The sequence below is a fragment of the Paenibacillus sp. J31R34 genome, from assembly GCF_059383715.1.
This window is the reverse complement of sequence record NZ_JBXENU010000014.1, coordinates 63,540-82,051: the sequence shown is the minus strand read 5'-3', so window position 1 is coordinate 82,051 and position 18,512 is coordinate 63,540. Positions and strand designations below refer to the sequence as shown.

General features: G+C 51.3%; 18 protein-coding genes. 2 read left to right on the top strand and 16 right to left on the bottom strand.

The genetic code is table 11. The features are described 5' to 3' along the window. Positions 1-50 precede the first annotated feature (50 nt). The 5 genes from recJ to AC50YG_RS28420 form a co-directional block, all read right to left on the bottom strand. Entirely contained in the window at positions 51-2,084 is a 2,034-nt protein-coding gene (gene recJ / locus AC50YG_RS28440; RefSeq protein WP_494831905.1) for a single-stranded-DNA-specific exonuclease RecJ, read from the bottom strand. Between the two features lie 31 nt (positions 2,085-2,115). Continuing rightward, entirely contained in the window at positions 2,116-3,045 is a 930-nt protein-coding gene (locus AC50YG_RS28435; protein WP_494831903.1) for a cation diffusion facilitator family transporter, read from the bottom strand. 20 nt (positions 3,046-3,065) lie between these two features. Beyond that, positions 3,066-3,986 (bottom strand): protein translocase subunit SecF, encoded by a 921-nt coding sequence (gene secF / locus AC50YG_RS28430; protein WP_494831901.1) that lies wholly within the window; start codon positions 3,984-3,986, stop codon positions 3,066-3,068. Continuing rightward, on the bottom strand, positions 3,976-5,208 hold the full coding sequence (secD, locus tag AC50YG_RS28425; RefSeq protein WP_341281784.1) for a protein translocase subunit SecD: 1,233 nt from the start codon (positions 5,206-5,208) through the stop codon (positions 3,976-3,978). The genes secF and secD overlap by 11 nt, the downstream gene beginning before the upstream one ends. A gap of 82 nt (positions 5,209-5,290) precedes the next feature. After that, the gene (locus AC50YG_RS28420; protein WP_473761705.1) at positions 5,291-5,530 is read right to left on the bottom strand and encodes a post-transcriptional regulator; all 240 of its coding nucleotides are present in this window, start codon (positions 5,528-5,530) and stop codon (positions 5,291-5,293) included. A gap of 160 nt (positions 5,531-5,690) precedes the next feature. On the opposite strand from AC50YG_RS28420, the gene spoVB reads away from it, so the two are divergent. Next, positions 5,691-7,256 carry a stage V sporulation protein B gene (gene spoVB, locus AC50YG_RS28415; protein WP_494831898.1) on the top strand — a complete coding sequence of 522 codons (1,566 nt, stop codon included), beginning with the start codon at positions 5,691-5,693 and terminating at the stop codon, positions 7,254-7,256. Positions 7,257-7,312: 56 nt separating this feature from the next. Here the strand turns inward: spoVB and AC50YG_RS28410 are convergent, their stop codons facing one another. Both AC50YG_RS28410 and AC50YG_RS28405 read right to left on the bottom strand, forming a co-directional pair. Next, the gene (locus AC50YG_RS28410) at positions 7,313-8,077 is read right to left on the bottom strand and encodes a DUF421 domain-containing protein (protein ID WP_494831966.1); all 765 of its coding nucleotides are present in this window, start codon (positions 8,075-8,077) and stop codon (positions 7,313-7,315) included. Between the two features lie 197 nt (positions 8,078-8,274). Further along, a complete protein-coding gene (locus AC50YG_RS28405; protein WP_494831896.1) occupies positions 8,275-9,612 on the bottom strand; it encodes an ArsB/NhaD family transporter in 1,338 nt (445 codons plus the stop codon). Between the two features lie 132 nt (positions 9,613-9,744). Here AC50YG_RS28405 and AC50YG_RS28400 point away from each other — a divergent pair, with 132 nt between their 5' ends. Then, positions 9,745-10,137 (top strand): TIGR04086 family membrane protein, encoded by a 393-nt coding sequence (locus AC50YG_RS28400; RefSeq protein WP_473761714.1) that lies wholly within the window; start codon positions 9,745-9,747, stop codon positions 10,135-10,137. 142 nt (positions 10,138-10,279) lie between these two features. On the opposite strand, the gene yajC is transcribed toward AC50YG_RS28400, so the two are convergent. From yajC to AC50YG_RS28355, 9 genes are all read right to left on the bottom strand, one after another. Next, positions 10,280-10,600 (bottom strand): preprotein translocase subunit YajC, encoded by a 321-nt coding sequence (gene yajC, locus AC50YG_RS28395; RefSeq protein WP_341281779.1) that lies wholly within the window; start codon positions 10,598-10,600, stop codon positions 10,280-10,282. Positions 10,601-10,615: 15 nt separating this feature from the next. After that, positions 10,616-11,752, bottom strand: a complete 1,137-nt coding sequence (gene tgt / locus AC50YG_RS28390) for a tRNA guanosine(34) transglycosylase Tgt (protein ID WP_430164054.1) — start codon at positions 11,750-11,752, stop codon at positions 10,616-10,618. Between the two features lie 38 nt (positions 11,753-11,790). Further along, positions 11,791-12,837, bottom strand: a complete 1,047-nt coding sequence (gene queA, locus AC50YG_RS28385) for a tRNA preQ1(34) S-adenosylmethionine ribosyltransferase-isomerase QueA (protein ID WP_494831890.1) — start codon at positions 12,835-12,837, stop codon at positions 11,791-11,793. Between the two features lie 10 nt (positions 12,838-12,847). Next, the gene (locus AC50YG_RS28380; RefSeq protein WP_494831888.1) at positions 12,848-14,944 is read right to left on the bottom strand and encodes a SpoIID/LytB domain-containing protein; all 2,097 of its coding nucleotides are present in this window, start codon (positions 14,942-14,944) and stop codon (positions 12,848-12,850) included. A 1-nt stretch (position 14,945) separates the two neighbouring features. Next, positions 14,946-15,413 (bottom strand): thiol-disulfide oxidoreductase DCC family protein, encoded by a 468-nt coding sequence (locus AC50YG_RS28375; protein ID WP_494831885.1) that lies wholly within the window; start codon positions 15,411-15,413, stop codon positions 14,946-14,948. Between the two features lies 1 nt (position 15,414). Beyond that, the gene (ruvB, locus tag AC50YG_RS28370; RefSeq protein WP_341281775.1) at positions 15,415-16,419 is read right to left on the bottom strand and encodes a Holliday junction branch migration DNA helicase RuvB; all 1,005 of its coding nucleotides are present in this window, start codon (positions 16,417-16,419) and stop codon (positions 15,415-15,417) included. A 20-nt stretch (positions 16,420-16,439) separates the two neighbouring features. Next, positions 16,440-17,078, bottom strand: coding sequence for a Holliday junction branch migration protein RuvA (gene ruvA / locus AC50YG_RS28365; RefSeq protein ID WP_473761724.1), 639 nt, complete (start codon positions 17,076-17,078; stop codon positions 16,440-16,442). Next, complete coding sequence (gene ruvC / locus AC50YG_RS28360) at positions 17,075-17,578, bottom strand: crossover junction endodeoxyribonuclease RuvC (protein ID WP_341281773.1); 504 nt, start codon at positions 17,576-17,578, stop codon at positions 17,075-17,077. The genes ruvA and ruvC overlap by 4 nt, the downstream gene beginning before the upstream one ends. A 178-nt stretch (positions 17,579-17,756) precedes the next feature. Continuing rightward, the gene (locus AC50YG_RS28355) at positions 17,757-18,464 is read right to left on the bottom strand and encodes a BofC C-terminal domain-containing protein (RefSeq protein WP_494831876.1); all 708 of its coding nucleotides are present in this window, start codon (positions 18,462-18,464) and stop codon (positions 17,757-17,759) included. Between the last annotated feature and the right edge of the window lie 48 nt (positions 18,465-18,512).

The window sequence follows — 18,512 nt, the reverse complement described above, 5'->3', positions numbered from 1 at the left end:
ACTCGCTCATCAATTATTCGTCCCTTCTGTCTATCGCCATTCTGGTGCTGTCAAACCAATATTGTAGCTGCAAAGAGTGGAGATTGCAATTGCTCTGCTTTACTTTTTGCCTCCTGATAGGAAGGCGCTGTGCTTAGCTCTCGCTTCTCCGGTGCCTCTGCTACAATTGCAATTCCATCTTCAATGCTTATAAACGCAAGCTCGGTAAACACGCGCAGCATAACCTCGGTCATTTCCTGCGGCCATCCGCTCAGCTCCGCGAGGCGCTTCGCAAGCCCCTCAAGCGGTGCCTGCTTCATTCTCCGCAGCAGTTGATACACTTGACCGAAATGCTCACGTTCAGGAAATTTTGCATACGCTCCTCCGCTGAACAGGTCATGAATATGCAGCTGCGGCTTGCGCTGGCCGTTCCATTCATTAATAGACAGCGCGCCTACCAGATCAACCGTGCTGCTCGCAATTAGCCGGTCGGCGATGGCTCCCATGCTGAAGCCTACCGCTTCCAGCACAGCCTGCCCACTCTTCACTGTCAGCTTGAGATGCTTCGCTTCCTTGCCCATCGTTCGCTTGTCTGCAAGCGCGGCGCCCTGAAAGAGCAATCGTGGCGATGGATTACCCGCCCCGAACGGCTCCAGCTGCGCTAGCTCATTGATCGTTTGCAAATTAGCTTCTTCAACCTTGCACTCTAGATCAATGCCCGTTTTTGGAATCCAATCCTGCTCGCTGAGCCATTCCAAAGCAAGCTCGCTCAGCTGGCGTTCAAAATCAGCCAGCTGGTCACGATGCAGGCTCATGCCTGCCGCCGCCTGATGGCCCCCGTAATGGTCCAGCAGCTCATCGCAGGCGGTAAGTGCTGCATGCAGGTCGTAGCCGTCAATGGAGCGCGCAGACCCCTTGCACATGCCGCTATCTCCATCTATGCCTAGAATAATGACGGGCTTGTAATGGCGTTCCAGCAGTTTGGAGGCAACAATGCCGATAACGCCCACATTCCAGCCTTCTCCCGCCAGTACAATAACCGCCGGTTCCGCCTCGCCCGCATCCGCAGCCTGCGCTCGCTTCTGCGCCCATTGCTCCTCCGCTTCCTTGACGATGCCTTCCACGATGCGCTGCCGCTCGCGGTTGAGCATATCGAGCGAAGTTGCTGCCAATATAGCCTCGTCGTAGTTGTCGCTTATGAGCAGCTCTACAGCGCGCCGAGCATGATCGAGCCTGCCAGCCGCATTAATGCGCGGTGCCATGCCGAAGGCGACAGTCGTAGATGTAATCGACGGCAGCTCTATGCCCGTCGACTCGGCAAGCGCGAGAAATCCGGTATTCGTCGTCTGGCGAAGCCGTTCCAGCCCGCTTTTGACTAAAATCCGGTTTTCGCCAGTCAAAGGCATTAAATCAGCAATCGTTCCCAGACAAACGATGTCCGTCAGTTCCATAGGCGGGCGTTCCAGCAGCGCTTGCGCCAGCTTGAATGCGACACCAACGCCTGCCAGCCCTTCAAATGGATAAGTGCAATCATGCCGCTTCGGGTTAACAACGGCGCAGGCATCCGGAATACGTGCTGGCGGTTCGTGATGGTCGGTGACAACAACATCAAGCCCAAGCTCCTTAGCGTAAGCAATTTCATCGTAAGCGCTAATGCCGGTATCAACGGTCACAATTAAGCCAACGCCCTCAGCGACCGCCTTCTCCAGTGCCGCCTTGTTTAATCCATAACCCTCGAGTGCCCGATGGGGAATATAATAATCAAAATGAAGGCCGAGCTCGCGAAACACATGCACGAGCAGCGAGGTGCTGGATACGCCGTCGGCATCATAATCGCCATAAATACGTACTTTTTCGCCAGCTGAGGCCGCCTCCCGAATACGGGCGACAGCCTCCCTCATATCTTTTAGCAAATACGGGTCATGCAAATGCTCAGAGCCGCCTCTTAAAAACTGCTCCGCCTGTGCAACCTCCCTATAGCCGCGCTGCACCAAAAGCTTGGCGGCAAGCGGCGACAGGCGCAGAGCTGTCGAAAGCTCCTGCGCCGCCGCGTCTGCCTGCTCGTCCCAAGGTGCAAGATTCCAACGTGTTTTAGCTTGAATCACGCCGACTTCAACTCCTTTCTGCCTTGCTGCGCTATTGCAGCAGCGTAGGCATATGTTCCTGATTCGGATCGTGATTGGATTTATAAGGATAACCGGGGTCATACGGCTCGACATAAACGGTTGCGTCCGTTAAGTGGGTAAAGCGTGTCAGCAGCAGTCGTTTCACCCTTTTTGCCACTTCATGGCCCTCAAGTACGGTCACGCGCGGATTAACACTGATAACGGCCTCCGCAACGACATAATGGCCCTGCTCGCGTGCGTGCAGCGACTGTACCGTGACGACGCCTTCCACCCGTTGAACGAGCTGCATGAGCTCCTCGGTATTTTCGCTATATACCTCTGTAGATGCTTCCTCCTTGCGAGAGGACGGCACAATAATGCGATAGCCGCCGTTCATGACGATAACCGAAATGACGATAGCTGCTGCCGAATCAAAATAATAAAGCACCGGAAGCGAAATCAGCTTGCCCAGCCACGCGGTCCCTGCACCAATGAATACCGCAAGTGTCGCATACAAGCTGCTCCCATGCTCTCTCTGTTTCCAGATGAGCTCCTTCACGAGCAGGCAACCAGCCAAAGCAGCAAGCGCGCTCCAATGAGGCGGCTTGCTGATCCCCTCAGCAATGTCGCGAACGGCCGAAATGCCAATCTCCAAACCAATTAGAAGCAGGGCTGCTGCTAAAACAACATTCATGAAGGTTTCTGTCTTCCTTGTTTCCTTGTGCTTTACAGCAGCAGCGCTGCCAGAAGATGTTTCGCTGCCATTGCCACCGCGCTGCAAAACGACCTTTTCCGCGAAAATAGCCGCCGCCTCCGCAGCAGATCGGCAACCATCTGCAAGCAATGCTTTGCTGCCGGACAGCCAGCCTGCTGCCCCTTTCAACAACGCCAACGCCGCATTACCCCATATTCCTGACCAGCTGGCCGGTTCTGCTTTTGTATATCGTTGGTTCATTGTCATGACTGCCTCCTCCTACGCTGTTAGACCGCAGTCTTGGCAGGCTGCTTTGCTTTAGGCTTTTGTTTGCTTTTAAGAAGAAGCCAAAGCGGGCTCGCAATACAGATCGACGAGTATGCGCCGCTTGTCAGACCGATAATTTTTGCCAAGGCAAACAGCTTGATCGACTCGCTTCCGAACAGGAACAAACAGACCGCGATAACGAGAACGGCAAGCACCGTATAAATATTCCGCGCCATCGTCTGCCAAAGGCTTTGATTGACCATTTCTGCGAGCTGGTCACGCGTTTTCAGCTTGCCAAAACGAAGATTTTCACGAATTCGGTCGAAAATAACGATTTTATCATTAATCGAATAACCGATTGTCGTGAGCACCGCCGCAATAAATGGCAGGTCGACTTCCAGACGGAAAATGGAAAACACAGCGACTACAACAAAAGCGTCATATAAAATGGCAATGTTCGCTGCTAAAGCAAAGCGCCATTCGAAACGAATCATCACATAAATCATGATCGCAATACTTGCAATAATAACGGCATAAATCGTCTTAAAGCCTAGCTCACGCGCCATATCTGGAGATACGACACTGACCTCTGCCGATACTTGATCGCCAAATTTTGCTTTAAAGGCATTTTGAATTTCTGTTACCTTCGCTTGCTCCAATACTTCTTCAAACCGAGCAGAAACGCGGTCCCCGTTCGTGCCGCCAACCGTCGGTGTAACATTCGTAATGCCAGCTGTGCCCAAAACTTCCTTCGCATCCGCCTGAGTAAGGGCTTTGCCGACTACGATATCCATATTCGTACCCGCTTTAAAATCGACGCCATAGTTCAGATTGAACAGGAACAGCGAAATAATCCCTATTACCGTTAAAATAATAGAAGCCATGAAAAACTTTTTGCTATGCTTGATAAAGTCAAAATGCACCGTTGTTTTAAAGTTCACGGATGTCCGCCTCCTTCACGCCGAAATAGCTAGGTTTAGTAAACAGGTTGCTGCGAATCAGCAAATGAATCAGCAGGCGTGAGAAGAAAATGTTTGTAACGATACTGACCAAAATACTCAAAATCATCGTCAGTGCAAAGCCTCTGATCGCACCGTTGCCGATGTAATAAAGTACGCCGCAGGAAATCATGTTTGTAATATTCGCATCCATAATTGTGCGGAACGAGTTTTTGGAGCCGGCTTTAAGCGAGGAAAGCAAGCTTTTTCCGCTGCGGATTTCCTCTTTAATCCGTTCATACATAATAATATTCGCGTCAACCGCCATCCCGATCCCGAGAACAAATGCGGCAATACCCGGCAGCGTTAAAGTCACATTCAACATCTCGAATACGAGAACCAGCATCCAAGTAAAGGTAATAACCGTAATACCTGCTACAACGCCCGGTATGCGGAACAAAATAATCAGGAACACCAAAATAATCGCCGAGCCGATGATGCCGGCACGAACGGTATCTTCAAGAGACTGCTGTCCAAGCTTTGCGCCTACGCTTTGCGTGTATTTCTCAGTCAGCTTAAGCGGCAGTGCGCCCAAATTAATCGTATCTTTCAAGTTATTTGCCTCATCAAGCGTGAAGTTACCGCTAATTTGCGCGCTTCCGCCGCTGATTGGCTGGTTGACGTTCGGATTCGACAGCATTTCATCGTCGAGATAAATCGCTAGCGTCTTGCCTGTCAGTCTCCTCGTAACATCCTCAAACTTCTTTGCATCTTTCAGCTTAATCGAAACGACCGGATTATTCAGCGAATCATATTCGACCGTAGCTGCATTTTGCACAAAATCATCACCTTGAAGCTCTACCGTGCCATCTGGCGCTTTAAATGTCAGATTAACCGGCTTCTTGATGATGTCTCTTACCTCATCCTCATTCGTCACGCCAGCAAGCCTGACGCGAATGCGGTTCGTTCCTTCAGTCGTAATCTCCGGCTCGGAAATACCGATCTTGTCGGCACGAGCCTCCAGGCTTTTCGCCGTATCCTTCAGCAAAGTAGGCGTTACTTTATCGCCGGCCGTAAGCGGTTCAGCCTCATAAAGCACCTCGAATCCGCCCTTCAAATCCAGGCCTAGCCGAATGCCGTTTACCAGCGATGGGCTTGTCCAAGCGATCACGCCAAACATGATGACTACGATCCCAAGGAAGGCAAATAATCTTTTCCCGTTCATATTTCCTAAGTCCCCCTTATGATCTCAATATTCCTATTATACTTGCGAGCAATTTTTGAGTCAAAAAAAAGAAACCCTTCCCTTAGAAATGGGTTCCCCGGTAAGCGCTAATCGTCAAAAAGTTCATAAAGCTCGTCACCTTCAGCGACAAAATGTCGTTGACCAGCTTGTGCAGCTCCGGCTGCCCGCTCTTTTTATAACCCGCGCTTACGCATGCCCAAATATCTTTGCCATTCGCATGTTCATAGCCAATAAGCTGAAACTCCTCTGCCTTGCTGTTGCACAGCTGTTCAATTACCTGAGCCAGGTCCTGTTCCTCCATAGCCGCGCCTCCCGTGCTTTTTTGCCTTGACTGCTACTATTCGCTGCCTAGGGCGCATATTCCTGCACACGAAGAGATGTTCATAATCCAATCATGATTCGGACATGCCGTGCATAACTATGATACTGCAACAATACGGCTAATGGAATGAGGGGCGAGTATGACCAAGCAAACGTTTATAAAAGGGGCCATGATTTTACTTGCGGCGGGCGTCATCAATCGAATTCTCGGCTTCGTTCCGCGCATCGCGCTGCCGCGCATTATAGGCGCCGAAGGCGTGGGGCTGTATCAGCTGAGCTATCCGTTTTTGGCCGTCATGCTGACAATTATTACCGGCGGCATTCCGCTCGCCGTTGCCAAATGGATTGCCGAAGCCCAGTCAAACGGGGACGAGGGACGGGTCCGCCATATTTTTCGCAGTGCCATGCTGCTTACGATCTTTCTTGCCATTACGCTGACCAGCCTGCTGCTGCTATTCTCGCCTTGGATAACCGCGCATTTGCTGCCGGACAAGCGTGTACAGCGCACGTTTCTGTTCATGACTCCGATGCTGCTGATCGTCGGGATTTCATCTGTATTTCGCGGCTACTTCCAGGGCAAGCAAAATATGATTCCATCTGCTGCCTCCCAAATTGTGGAGACGGTGCTGCGCATTATTTTCTCGCTTGGCTTCGCGATGCTCCTCATGCCCAAAGGCTTGGAATGGGCAGCGGCCGGCGCCATGCTTGGCGTTGTGGTTGGAGAAATAGGAGGCCTAGCTGTACTGCTATGGAAATATGCAAGGGAAAAAAGAACTCCCGCTCAGCTGGCTGAGGCAAGCAAGCCATCTACAACTGAAGATAAGGCACCCATTATGGGCAAGCTGCTTAGCCTTTCCATACCCGTTACAGCCAGCCGCCTTGTCGGCTCGCTCTCCTATTTGCTGGAATCCATTTTCACCGCTCGCAGTCTGGCTACGGCAGGTATCGCTACAGGCATTGCTACAGCGCAATACGGGGCGCTGCAAGGGATGGTCATACCGCTCATCCTGCTGCCTACCGCTTTGACCTACTCCCTTGCCTCCTCGCTTATTCCGTCGCTTTCCGAAGCGGCGTCAAGGGGGGATATGGCTACAATTCATAAGCGTTTGCATCAATCCATGAGGCTGGCACTTGTCGCAGGAGCACCCTTCGTCGTTATTCTTGGCCTATTTGCCGAGCCGATCTGCCGGATGCTGTACAACCACAGTGAAATTGCTCCTATGCTGCAACTGCTTGCCCCTGTCGGCCTTTTTATTTATTTGCAGGCTCCACTGCAAGCCACTCTCCAGGCGCTGGATAAACCGGGAAAGGCGCTTATGAACACGTTAATAGGGGCCGCTATTAAGCTGGTCTTCATTATTTATCTCGCCTCCAAGCCCGAATTTGGCATATACGGCGCTTTGATTGCGATTAATTTGAATATTGTACTAGTCACTGCGCTGCATGGCATTAGCGTTCTCAAGCTAATCGGCTTCCGCATGAAGCTGCGCGATTTTATGAAGGTCATCTCTGCTATGGTGATTATGGGGGCTGCTGCTCGCTTCGTCATGAACCGTGAGCCGCTCGCCACGGAATGGGTGAATTTGCTCGTTGCCTGTGCATGCGGGGCTATTGTATATTTGGCGCTAATGGTATGGACCAACATTATTGACCGGCATGACCTCACCCGCCTGCCCAAAATTGGTCATTGGTTTTCGCGGACCTAGGGGCATACATGTACAAAAAAAAGCCGCGAGCAGGTTGGGACATTATGGCTCCCAAACTACCTTCGCGGCTTTTTCGTTTTATCCAAAAACAGCTTGCCTTTATGGTCTATTGTACACAGGAATACTTCCTTGAAGTCGGTCACACCTTCATCCTGCAGCACATTTTTCAACCAAAAACGGGTTTTCTCCAGCTTCTCTAAATTTTCATCCTGTACTTTGCCATCCATAATGAGCGGAATGGGCAAAATTTCAAAACGATATTTAGGGGGAATGACTTTTGAATCTTGCCTCGCGCTAAGTTTGCTTGTTAATTCCGGAATTTGCTCAGTCCTGGTGCCTTCTTCCATCTGCTGCTGTTGCTCTGCTTCGCTGCTGCTCAGCTGCGGCTCAGCAAACAAATGCTCCTCCGACATTTCCGGCGGGGCCCCATCGGAATTTTTAGGAATAACCGACAGCTTGCCGCTCGTCTCCAAAATCGCAAATTCCACATCCGAGATCCTTGTAATTTGATTTTCTCTAAGCTGGAGCATAAAATCATCCAGATTGTAGCGCTGCTTGCGCATCACATCGCGATTGAGCTTGCCCTTCGCCATAATGATGCTGGGCTTTCCGTCAAACAAGAGCCGCAGCTTGCGATTTTTCAGCGCCACAAAAGCCATGCCTACCTGCACGAGCATTAAAATAACCATCGGCACAATGCCTTCCCACATCGTTCGATCCAAATCCTCTATAACGATCACGGCTATTTCGGCAATCATGACCGAGATAACCAGGTCAAAAACCGACAGCTTGCCGATTTCCCGCTTCCCCATAAACCGCATAATGAGAAATACGATGAAATAAATCAATACGGTACGCAGCACAAGGGTCAGAAATTCCAAGTGATCCCGCCTCCTTCATCGCTCGCGCCTGCTGCATTTTGGCCTGAGCAGTCTGTACACGTATTCTCACCTGCCGCCATGTCCCTCATACGAAACGGCCAGGCACGAATTTATGGTAAAGGCGGGAAAACATAAAATTATGGAATCAGAATAAAATACACGTAAGCTGTGGAGACGAGCAGCGACATGAATGCAATCGGCGCTCCAACTTTAAGAAAAGCTCTAAAATGAAAGCTTTTGCCTTCCCGAAGAGCAAGGCCAGCGGCAATTACGTTTGCGGAGGCGCCAATGAGCGTGCCGTTGCTGCCGAGATTTGCACCAAGCGACAGCGACCACCACAGCGGCTCCATTTGACTCGCGCTCAGTCCAAGCTCAGCACCCATCGCGTGAATGACTGGCACCATTGCTGTCACAAACGGCACATTATCCATCGTAGCGGAGGCTATACCGGAAATCCACAATAGCAGCACTGATGCTATATCCGCATTACCGGAAGTCATTTGCAGTAGAACCAAAGCGATTTGGCTTGTCCAATTCGTCGCCGAAAGCCCCGCTACCATAATAAATAAGCCGATAAAAAATAAAATCGTGCCCCAATCCACCATGCGGAAGGCGATTTCTGCCTCCTTGCGCTTTAGACCGATAACCATGAGCAATGCCGCGCTGCCGAGCGCAATAGCCGCCGGCTCTATGCCTAATATGGAATGGAGCGTAAAGGCAATGATGGTTAGCAAAAATACGATGACTGATTTGATCATCAGCGGGCGATTTTTAATATAGGAGCTGGCGGAAAGCTTCATCAGCTCGCTAGCTTCCTTGCTTTTATGCGTAGGCTTAAAATGCTTGCGGTACACAAACAAAAATAAACCAATAGTAACGATCAAAATAAACAACGAAACGGGTCCTAAATGGACGATAAAGGCATTAAACGTCAGCTGCTTGTTGGCAGCGCCAATAATCATATTAACCGGATCACCGATTAAAGTAGCAGCTCCACCAATGTTCGAAGCCGCAATTTCTGCAAAAATAAACGGGTAGGGATTCAGCTTCAGCAATTTTGTAATCGACATCGTTATCGGAATAACGAGCAGCATAATCGTTACATTGTCCAAAAACGCTGAGCTAATGCCAGTTAAGGCAACAAGCAGTATAAATATTTTCCACGAGCTTCCTTTGACCCACTGGGCCAGCTTAATCGCTATGTATGGGATGACGCCTGCCCGGTTCAAAATGCCGACAAGCAGCATCATGCCGATGAGCAGCATAATAACGCGCCAACCGACCGCCTCCGTAAATGCATACCGCAGATCCAATATGCCCAGCACCAATATGAGAAATGCGCCTGCCAGCGCCGCCGCTGCCCGATTGATTTTATCCGTAATGACAAAGGCATAGGTTACCAAAAAAATAACTGCTACTGCGATAACCTGCCAAGCCGCCGGATTGTAAAGCATTCCTGCTGCCTTGGTTTCCATCTCGCTTCACCCTTTCTTATCCCTCACATTATACGTAATCGGATAGAATTTCGTCCACCCTCCCACTTGTTTGTACTATTCCACACAGCCTGGCCATATGGTTTAAGTAAAAGGAATTTAAGGAGGAAATCGATGAATCCCATTAAACATGTGCCGCGGCCGCCCCAGATCGCTTCGCCTATGCTGGCGGGTCTCCTTTATGCCATCGTTTGGCTTGCTTTAGGCGCTTTGCTGCTCTCGCTTCTGCTGCACTTCGGCAATATGAAGGAAAGCAGCCTGCCCACCTTCGCAACGTGTATTCATGGCTTGTCCGCTTTTGCCGGCGGATTAACGTCGGGCAAGCGTTCCGGTATGAAAGGCTGGTACCAGGGCGGATTGCTGGGGCTGCTCTATGGTGTGACCATACTGTTAATCGGCTTTCTTGCTGCCGATGCCGGCTTTTCCCTGCATACCGCGATTGTGCTTGGCATTACTTTGCTGCTTGGTGCTTTCGGGGGCGTTATTGGCGTCAATCTCAAGAAGTAATTCGGTGGCTGGCAATGCTAACGTTTCGAGGATGAAATATAAGCCCATTATAAGGGAGTAACTTATACTTGCTTATATCTTAAAAAAAGCTTGCGCCTTGAAGGTTAGACCTTCAAGGCGCAAGCTTTGTGGAGCTACCCTACTAATCTTTCGAAATCGTAGGCGCACTGCTAACGACCGAGCTAATTGCGCTGCGTTCAAACGTCAGCTTAACCGTATCACTGACGCGAAGTACGACTGTGTCATCCGTCAATTCTGTGATTGTACCGTGCATACCGCCGATTGTTGAAATTTTATCGCCTTTTTTCAGCTGCGACAACAGCGCTGTACGCTGCTTCTGTTTCTTCTGTTGCGGACGAATAAGCAAGAAGTAGAACACGGCGAACATGAGTAGTATCGGCCATGCCATTCCCCAAATGCTATTCGTTGGCGCTCCAGCTGCATCTGCTAACCATAGTGACATTGAAATCCCCCCTTTCTAAAATCCTTTATCGTTATCCCGCAACCCATAGCTGTCAAAAAACTCATCGCGAAAATCAAGGAGCCGATCTTCGGTAATCGCCTGACGCACATCCCTCATGAGTTGAAGCAGGAAATGTAGATTATGATAAGTCGTCAATCTCATACCGAATGTTTCATCGGCCTTCATCAAGTGGCGAATATAAGCGCGTGAATAATTCGTGCATGTGTAGCAAGAGCATTTTGGATCAAGTGGCCCAAAGTCCTCTGCATACTTGGCATTGCGAATAACGAGTCTTCCCTCGCTTGTCATCGTAGTTCCGTTGCGCGCAATTCTCGTAGGAAGCACACAGTCGAACATATCGATGCCGCGAATGGAACCTTCCAGCAGCGCATCGGGCGAACCAACTCCCATTAAATACCTTGGCTTGCCGGTTGGAAGCAGCGGTACCGTATACTCAAGTGCTTGATACATCAAGTGTTTCGGCTCTCCGACACTTAGTCCTCCAATAGCATACCCCGGGAAATCCATGGAAGTCAAATCTTTCGCGCTCTGGATGCGCAGGTCCTCATACATGCCTCCCTGGACGATTGCGAACAGACCTTGGTCATGTGGACGAGCATGGGATTCAAGGCAGCGCTCAGCCCAGCGTGTCGTGCGCTCAAGCGACTGTTTTACATAAGCATGCTCAGCCGGATATGGCGGGCATTCGTCAAATGCCATCATAATATCAGAGCCGAGCGCATTTTGAATTTCCATCGCCTTTTCCGGTGACAAAAACATCTTATCTCCGTTCAAATGGGAACGGAACTGGACGCCTTCCTCGGTAATTTTACGCATTTCGCTCAAGCTGAACACCTGAAAGCCGCCGCTGTCAGTCAAAATCGGACGGTCCCAGTTCATAAACTTATGCAATCCGCCTGCGCGTTTAATCAAATCATGTCCGGGACGCAAAAACAGATGGTACGTATTGCTCAAAATAATATGAGCATCCATCGTCTTCAGCTCTTCCGGGCTCATTGTCTTTACCGTCGCCTGAGTTCCCACCGGCATAAAAGCCGGCGTCTCTATTACGCCATGGGGCGTATGGACGCGGCCGAGCCGCGCTCCAGACTGCTTGCACACTTTTAACAATTCATAGGTTACAGCCACAATTCACGCTTCCTGTCCTCTTTAATTTTGTTGCTCTACTATTAATAAATAAACATCGCATCGCCGAAGCTGAAAAAGCGGTATTCCTCACGAATCGCTTCCGCATACGCGCCCATCACCGCATCGCGCCCAGCAAGCGCGCTGACGAGCATAACCAGCGTCGACTTGGGCAAATGGAAATTGGTCAGCAGCGCATTAACAAGCTTGAAGGAATAGCCCGGAAAAATAAAAATATCAGTCCAGCCGCTGCATGCCTGAATGAATTCATTCTCAAAGCGGGTCGCAACGGTTTCCAGCGTCCGCGCAGAGGTTGTCCCCACCGCAACGATTCGCGCGCCCTCGGCCTTCGCCTGATTCAGCAGCGCCGCCGTCTCCTCGCTAAGCTCGTAATATTCCGAATGCATGACATGCTCTTCCACAACGTCTACCGACATCGGCCGAAACGTTCCGAGTCCTACATGCAGCGTCACATAGGCAATTCGCACACCTTTATCTGCAAGCTGCTTCAAAAAATCGGCTGTAAAATGCAGCCCCGCCGTTGGTGCGGCTGCCGAGCCATCATGCTTGGCATAAACGGTCTGATAGCGCTCACGCTCCTCCAGACGTTCCCGAATGTAGGGGGGAAGCGGCATTTCGCCAAGCCGCTCCAGCAGCTCCTGAAAAATGCCGGAATAGGCAAACCGAATCGTGCGGCCGCCCATATCGCCTTCCTCTTCTACAAAGGCACGCAGCAGAGGCTGGCCGCTGCCATCGTCGCCAAACCAAACCTCTGTACCGATCTTCATGCGTTTGGCTGGCTTCGCGAGCGCCTCCCAGCGGTCTCCTTCAAGCTGCTTAAGCAGCAGAAGCTCGATCTTTGCCCCCGTATCCGCCTTTGCGCCAATTAAACGAGCAGGCAGTACCCTAGTGTCATTAAGCACCAGCACATCGCCGGCATGCAAATGCTGAGCCAGATCGGTGAAGCTTTCATGGTTCACCGCGCCCTTGCTGCGATCCAGCGTCAAGAGTCTTGATGAGGTCCGCTGCAGCAGCGGCGTCTGGGCGATTAAATGCTCCGGCAGTTCAAAATCAAACATTTCTACGTTCATCTGTCAGTCATCATTCCTTAGCGATAGTTACATCATTATAATAGTATTTCAGAATATAAGAGTAGTCATACCCTTGCTCGGCAAGGCCTAGCGCTCCATATTGGGACAAACCGATGCCATGACCGAAGCCTGTACCAACGAAACGGAAGCTCGGCGTCTTGGTTGCTTCACGGACTTGGCCTTTGCCGCCCATAATATACAGCTTGGCATCCATTTGCTTCACTTCGCCGCCTGCCCCAACCGTATAGATCGTACCTGCGCTCTCCGGCTTTGTTGTCGTTTTCTTATTCGCTCCAAGTACGGTCACACGTGCCGTCTCATCAATTTGGAACAGGGTGCTTGGCAAGCTCCCAAGCGCCGTCCTCAGCATATCTGGATATTTAACCTCAAGCTTTTTGCCGTTTGCCAGCAATTCCGTAGCGCGTCCAGACTGTCCTGTCTTGCTCACTTGAAGCGAATAAATCGGTCCGGATATCGTGGTGACGCTCTTGAGTGAAGCGACCAGCTCTTCTGAGCTGAACGGGCCTCGTACCCAAGACATCGGGCCCGATTGCACCGATTTTTCCAAAACAACAACCTTAGCGCCCGAATTAACCTGGCCTACTAGCGGAACCTCATCCTGAATGAGCGGTATTTTCCGTACCTTTACGCCGTCCGTGTTAACCTTCATCAGCTTAATTCCTGCGGGATTCGTTTCGCTTGTTGCCGTAAGCAAATCCTCGCGAATATAGCCTGTCAAGCCGCTTGGGAGCACGACGCGGTACCAGCTGAACAGCCCTTTTTCCGCCGAGCTGTCGGTCGGGCTTTTGACGCTGGTCAAATAGGGGACTGCATTGCCCCATACTTCCTTCGCATCCGCTGTAGCCCCGCCGCCATTAGAGGAATAAAGCGCCTCGATCAGCTTGCCCTTGTACAGCACAACCTCGCCTTGCGTCGCATCTACCGCTTGAATCGTTGATTGCTTCTCCGTGCTTGTGCCAGCATAGGCTTGGCTGCTCACACTATCGACCACATGGGCGATTTGAAAACCTGAGCCCTGATAGAGTGCATACGTTCTAGCGGCTACCGCCTGGGCTTTCAAAGCCTCCTGCGGCCAAGAGGAAACCATTTCCGCACCTACAACCGAATACAAATACTGCTCAAACGGAAGTTCATTTACGACTGCAAGCTTGCCATTAAAATCACTGAATTCAAACGCCCCGCGATACGTGCGGCTGTAACGCTCCGTCAGCTTAATGGTTTCTTTACCTGCCGGCTCTACCCACACTTTGGCGCTTGTTACAGGGAACGTGTACATCGTAAGCGGGCTTCCCGTCTTGCCTGTCAGCGTGTGATCGCTCTTCAGCAGCAAATACGGCGTTTTGACATCGGCCTGCAGCAGGCTGACGCCAGCTGCTCCAGTCGCTACCTTAATAAGGTCTAAGTCAGCACTGCTGGCAGCAGCACCTACCATAACCGAATAACGCAGCCCGCTTGCAGGCTTGCGTACAGCGATATACGTATCAATACCTGCTGCCTCGAATGCTGCGGCCGCCTTGACAGCCTCAGCTTTAGAAGCGTAGCCTGTGCTTTCCAGATGAAGCGGACCTTGCAGCTCCGGCTGGGAGCCGCCTGCAAGCTTCGTTAGCTCGCTGTCTGACTTCCATTTGCTTAGCGCTGTTTTTGCTTCATCAACGGTTTTGTAGGTACCTTCTGTTACCTGGTACACCGTCTTGCTTTTCTTCGTTAAGGAAGTAATAAAACCGCTGCCCTTGGCCGCTTGCACTCGTTTATATGCGCTTAGGGCCGTTTCGAAGCTGGTCGTTTCGAGCACCTTGACCTTATAATCATCCTTCGCAAAGCGGGCCTGTACATTGCCTGATTCCCGCAGCCATTCCTCCGCGCCGGACGGCTGCTTCATGCCAATGGACAAGCCGCCCGCGGAGCTGAGTGTAGCCGCGGTCGTATTCACCTGATATTTCCCCGGAAATTGCAAAAAAATAGCGACTCGTATCGAATCAAGCTGAGGTACGGCTCCTTGAGAAGGCTGTACATGCCACATTGAAATGAGCAATAACCCAGCTAAAGTTAGAAGCGACAGCCGTCTGATCGAAAAGCGGGTGTTCATCTCACCTTCCCCCTTCTGGGTGATTATTGTTCTGCCTTGGCGGCTTCCACTCGCAGCCGTCCACCGAGCAGCTTTGCTCCGTTCTGCCAAACCATTCATAACGCCGGCTCGCAATGATGCGATAAATAGCATCCGTTATTCGGCTCATGCCTGGTATTCGGTAAAGCAGAGAAAGCACGCCCAGGCCTTTAACCGTGCGCAGCACACGAATAACGCCTTCTGCTCCGGCATAAAGCGCGCCATTGCTATCCGCAACATGCATTTTCTCATAAAGCTGCTGCACACTCACCTGCTGAATGCCGGGGACGCTCACCGTCCCTTGCTGCTCCAATTGCTGAATTTGCACAAATTGCAAATCAGCCCGCGACGGTAGCTCCTTGAGCCTTGCAACCGTCGCAATGCAGAGATTGCACTGGCCATCATAGACGACAAACAGCTTTTCTGCTGAACGCTGCCTTGCACCAGCCATTCTAATTTCTCTCCGGATAAGGGATCCCTAAATGGCGATAAGCCTGTTCAGTTGCCATCCGTCCGCGCGGTGTTCGCTGGAGGAAACCGATCTGCATTAAATAAGGCTCATACACATCTTCTATCGTCTGGCTTTCCTCGCCAATGGTAGCCGCAATTGTATCCAAGCCTACCGGGCGCCCGGCAAATGTCGTCATCATGGATTGCAGCATTTTATGGTCGATGCTGTCCAGTCCCATCGGATCCACCTGCAGCAGCTCCAGAGCTGAGCTTGCTATTTCGTCTGTTATAATGCCATCGCCGCGCACTTGGGCAAAATCCCTTACCCGCTTAAGCAGGCGGTTGGCAATCCGCGGTGTTCCACGGGAGCGCAGCGCAATTTCCTGAGAGGCTTCGCCTACGATGGAAATATCAAAAATTTCCGCCGAGCGCGAAATAATATAAGCAAGCTCATCGACCGTATAAAACTCCAGCCGGCTGATGACGCCGAAGCGATCCCGCAGTGGAGCGGAAAGCAGCCCCGCCCTTGTCGTCGCGCCAATCAGTGTAAATGGCGGCAAATCAAGCCGTACGGACCTTGCGCTTGGGCCTTTGCCAATCATAATGTCGAGCGCGTAATCCTCCATTGCCGGGTAAAGCACTTCCTCCACTGTACGGTGCAGCCTATGGATTTCATCGATAAACAGCACGTCGCCCTCCTGCAAATTCGTCAGAAGAGCAGCGAGATCGCCTGGTCGCTCAATGGCTGGTCCCGATGTCGTGCGCAGGTTTACGCCAAGCTCATTGGCGATGATGTTCGACAGCGTTGTTTTCCCAAGTCCGGGCGGTCCGTAGAGCAATACATGATCGAGCGCCTCCTTGCGAAGCTTTGCTGCGTCTATGTACACTTTCAAATTTTCCTTCGCCTTCGATTGACCGATATATTCAGCCAAATAACGAGGACGCAGACTTAGCTCCACCGCCTGATCATCCATCATAAGGTTGGCGGAAATAATTCTTTCGTCCATCCGTGCTCAGCTCCTTTTCGTCAACCTTTAAACAGCTGCTGCAAAGCGCGCTTCATGAGGGAATCGACCGTCTCCTCTGGAACCACCGTCTGCTGCAAGCCATGCCAAGCCCGATCAAGCTCCGCAGCTGTATAACCGAGCGCTGCGAGCGCCTCACGCGCTTCTTCCCAAGCGGTTCCCGCTCCCTGGCCGCTGCCGCTTTGGAATAAATCGGGCTCCAGGTAAGCGCCCGCCGCCGACAGCACCGCCGCATCGCTTGCGATGCCCGCAAGCTTGTCCTTCAAGTCCAAAATCATCCGCTGCGCCGTCTTCTTGCCAATACCGGGCAGCTTCGTAAGAAACGTAATATTTTCCTGCTGAATGGCAGCAATAACCGTTTCCGGCTTGCCTCCTGCGAGTATGCCCAGCGCCACGCGCGGACCAATGCCCGATACTTCCAGCAGCTTGCGGAACAGCGTCTGTTCCTCGCGCGTTGCAAACCCGTACAACAAAATCGCATCCTCACGGACGGAATGATGAATATAAAGGGTGACGGCTTCTTCCTTTTTCGCTAACGCATACGGATTCGGCGTAAACACCCGGTAACCGACATCCCGTACATCCAGCACCACATACTCCAACTCGACATGGGACACTATACCTCGTAAAAAATCAATCATGATCGTCCCGCCTCATTTATTTTTTGGACTAAAACCGCCGAATGGGCATGGCAAATAGCCACTGCCAGCGCATCTGCTACATCATCGGGTTTCGGAATGGCCGATAAATTCAAGAACATTTTAACCATCTCCTGCACTTGGCGCTTCTCCGCCTTGCCATAGCCTACAACGGCCTGCTTGACTTGCAGCGGCGTATATTCCGCAACCGGAAGCCCGCGCTGCGCCGCCGCCAAAATAATAACTCCACGCGCCTGCCCAACCGCAAACGCCGTTGATACGTTCCGGTTAAAGAACAGCTTCTCCACCGCAACCGAATCGGGCTTGTACTTATCCATTAGAGCGACAGCCGAATCATAAATTTGAATGAGCCGCTCCTCGGGCGGCGTATGCGCCTCCGTCTGAATACAGCCATACTGAACGGGCTTAAGCTTATGACCCTCTTTATCAATGAAACCAAAACCCGCTATCGCAATACCGGGATCTATGCCTAGAACGCGCAAACCGCCAACTCCTTATTCCTGCCGTTTATTTCTCCTATTATACCAAAAGACAGAAAGGATGAGAACATGCGTTTGAGGAAAGTGCTTAGGAGCAGTCGCTTTTCTTTGCACCATCATCCATTATACAACAAGAAGAGGACGTCCTCTATAAGAACGTCCTCCGGGCTGCTATTTTCATCTAATAAGCGGATCGTTTAGTGGATTTGCCATGTCCCAGCTCATAGTCGCTAAAGGTAGACAGGACGCTGTTAAATTCATCGATGTCATTAATTTTAATCCCATGCGACAGCTGTTCTACTTTATCGCGAGGCAAGCTGCTTTCCAAATACCGAATATCCAGTTGAAAAAAAGTTCGCAGCACCTTCTCCTGCTGGGGCGCCCCTTCAAACAGCGATAAATTCCCCTGCTTATCCACGCCCATATACGCTTCATTCTGGCAATGCTTCGAAAACTCATCCACCGTCTGCTCCACCAGCACCCGGTTCTTCGTTTTATCGAAGGTGGCGTGCCAACCGCTATTTGCCTCCAGCAGCCGGATTAGCTGGAGCGAGGTCATGCGGCCAAGCGGCCTGCTCTCCTGCCCACATAAATAGTAGCGGCGCAGCATGACGCTCACTGGCTCCTGCTGCTCTCGCAGCTCACGACGCAAGTCAGCAGAGGGGCCACTGACAGCTCCTGAACTAAAAGCTGCTCCTACGGCATTAGCGGCAGACGCTGAATCGGCAAAATTGGCGACGACGCTTGTCAATCGGACAGCCGCAGCCGCTTTCCCAGGAGGCCAGACAGCACCCGCTAGCGTTACAGCAAGCAAGGCGATACTGCCCAGCGTCCATAGCGGACGGCGGCGAAGCTTTCTTTTTAGCTGCTTCCATAAGCTCATTAGCATTATGATTGAACCCCTTTGTGCTCTTTTATTGCATAGGGTTCCACTGAG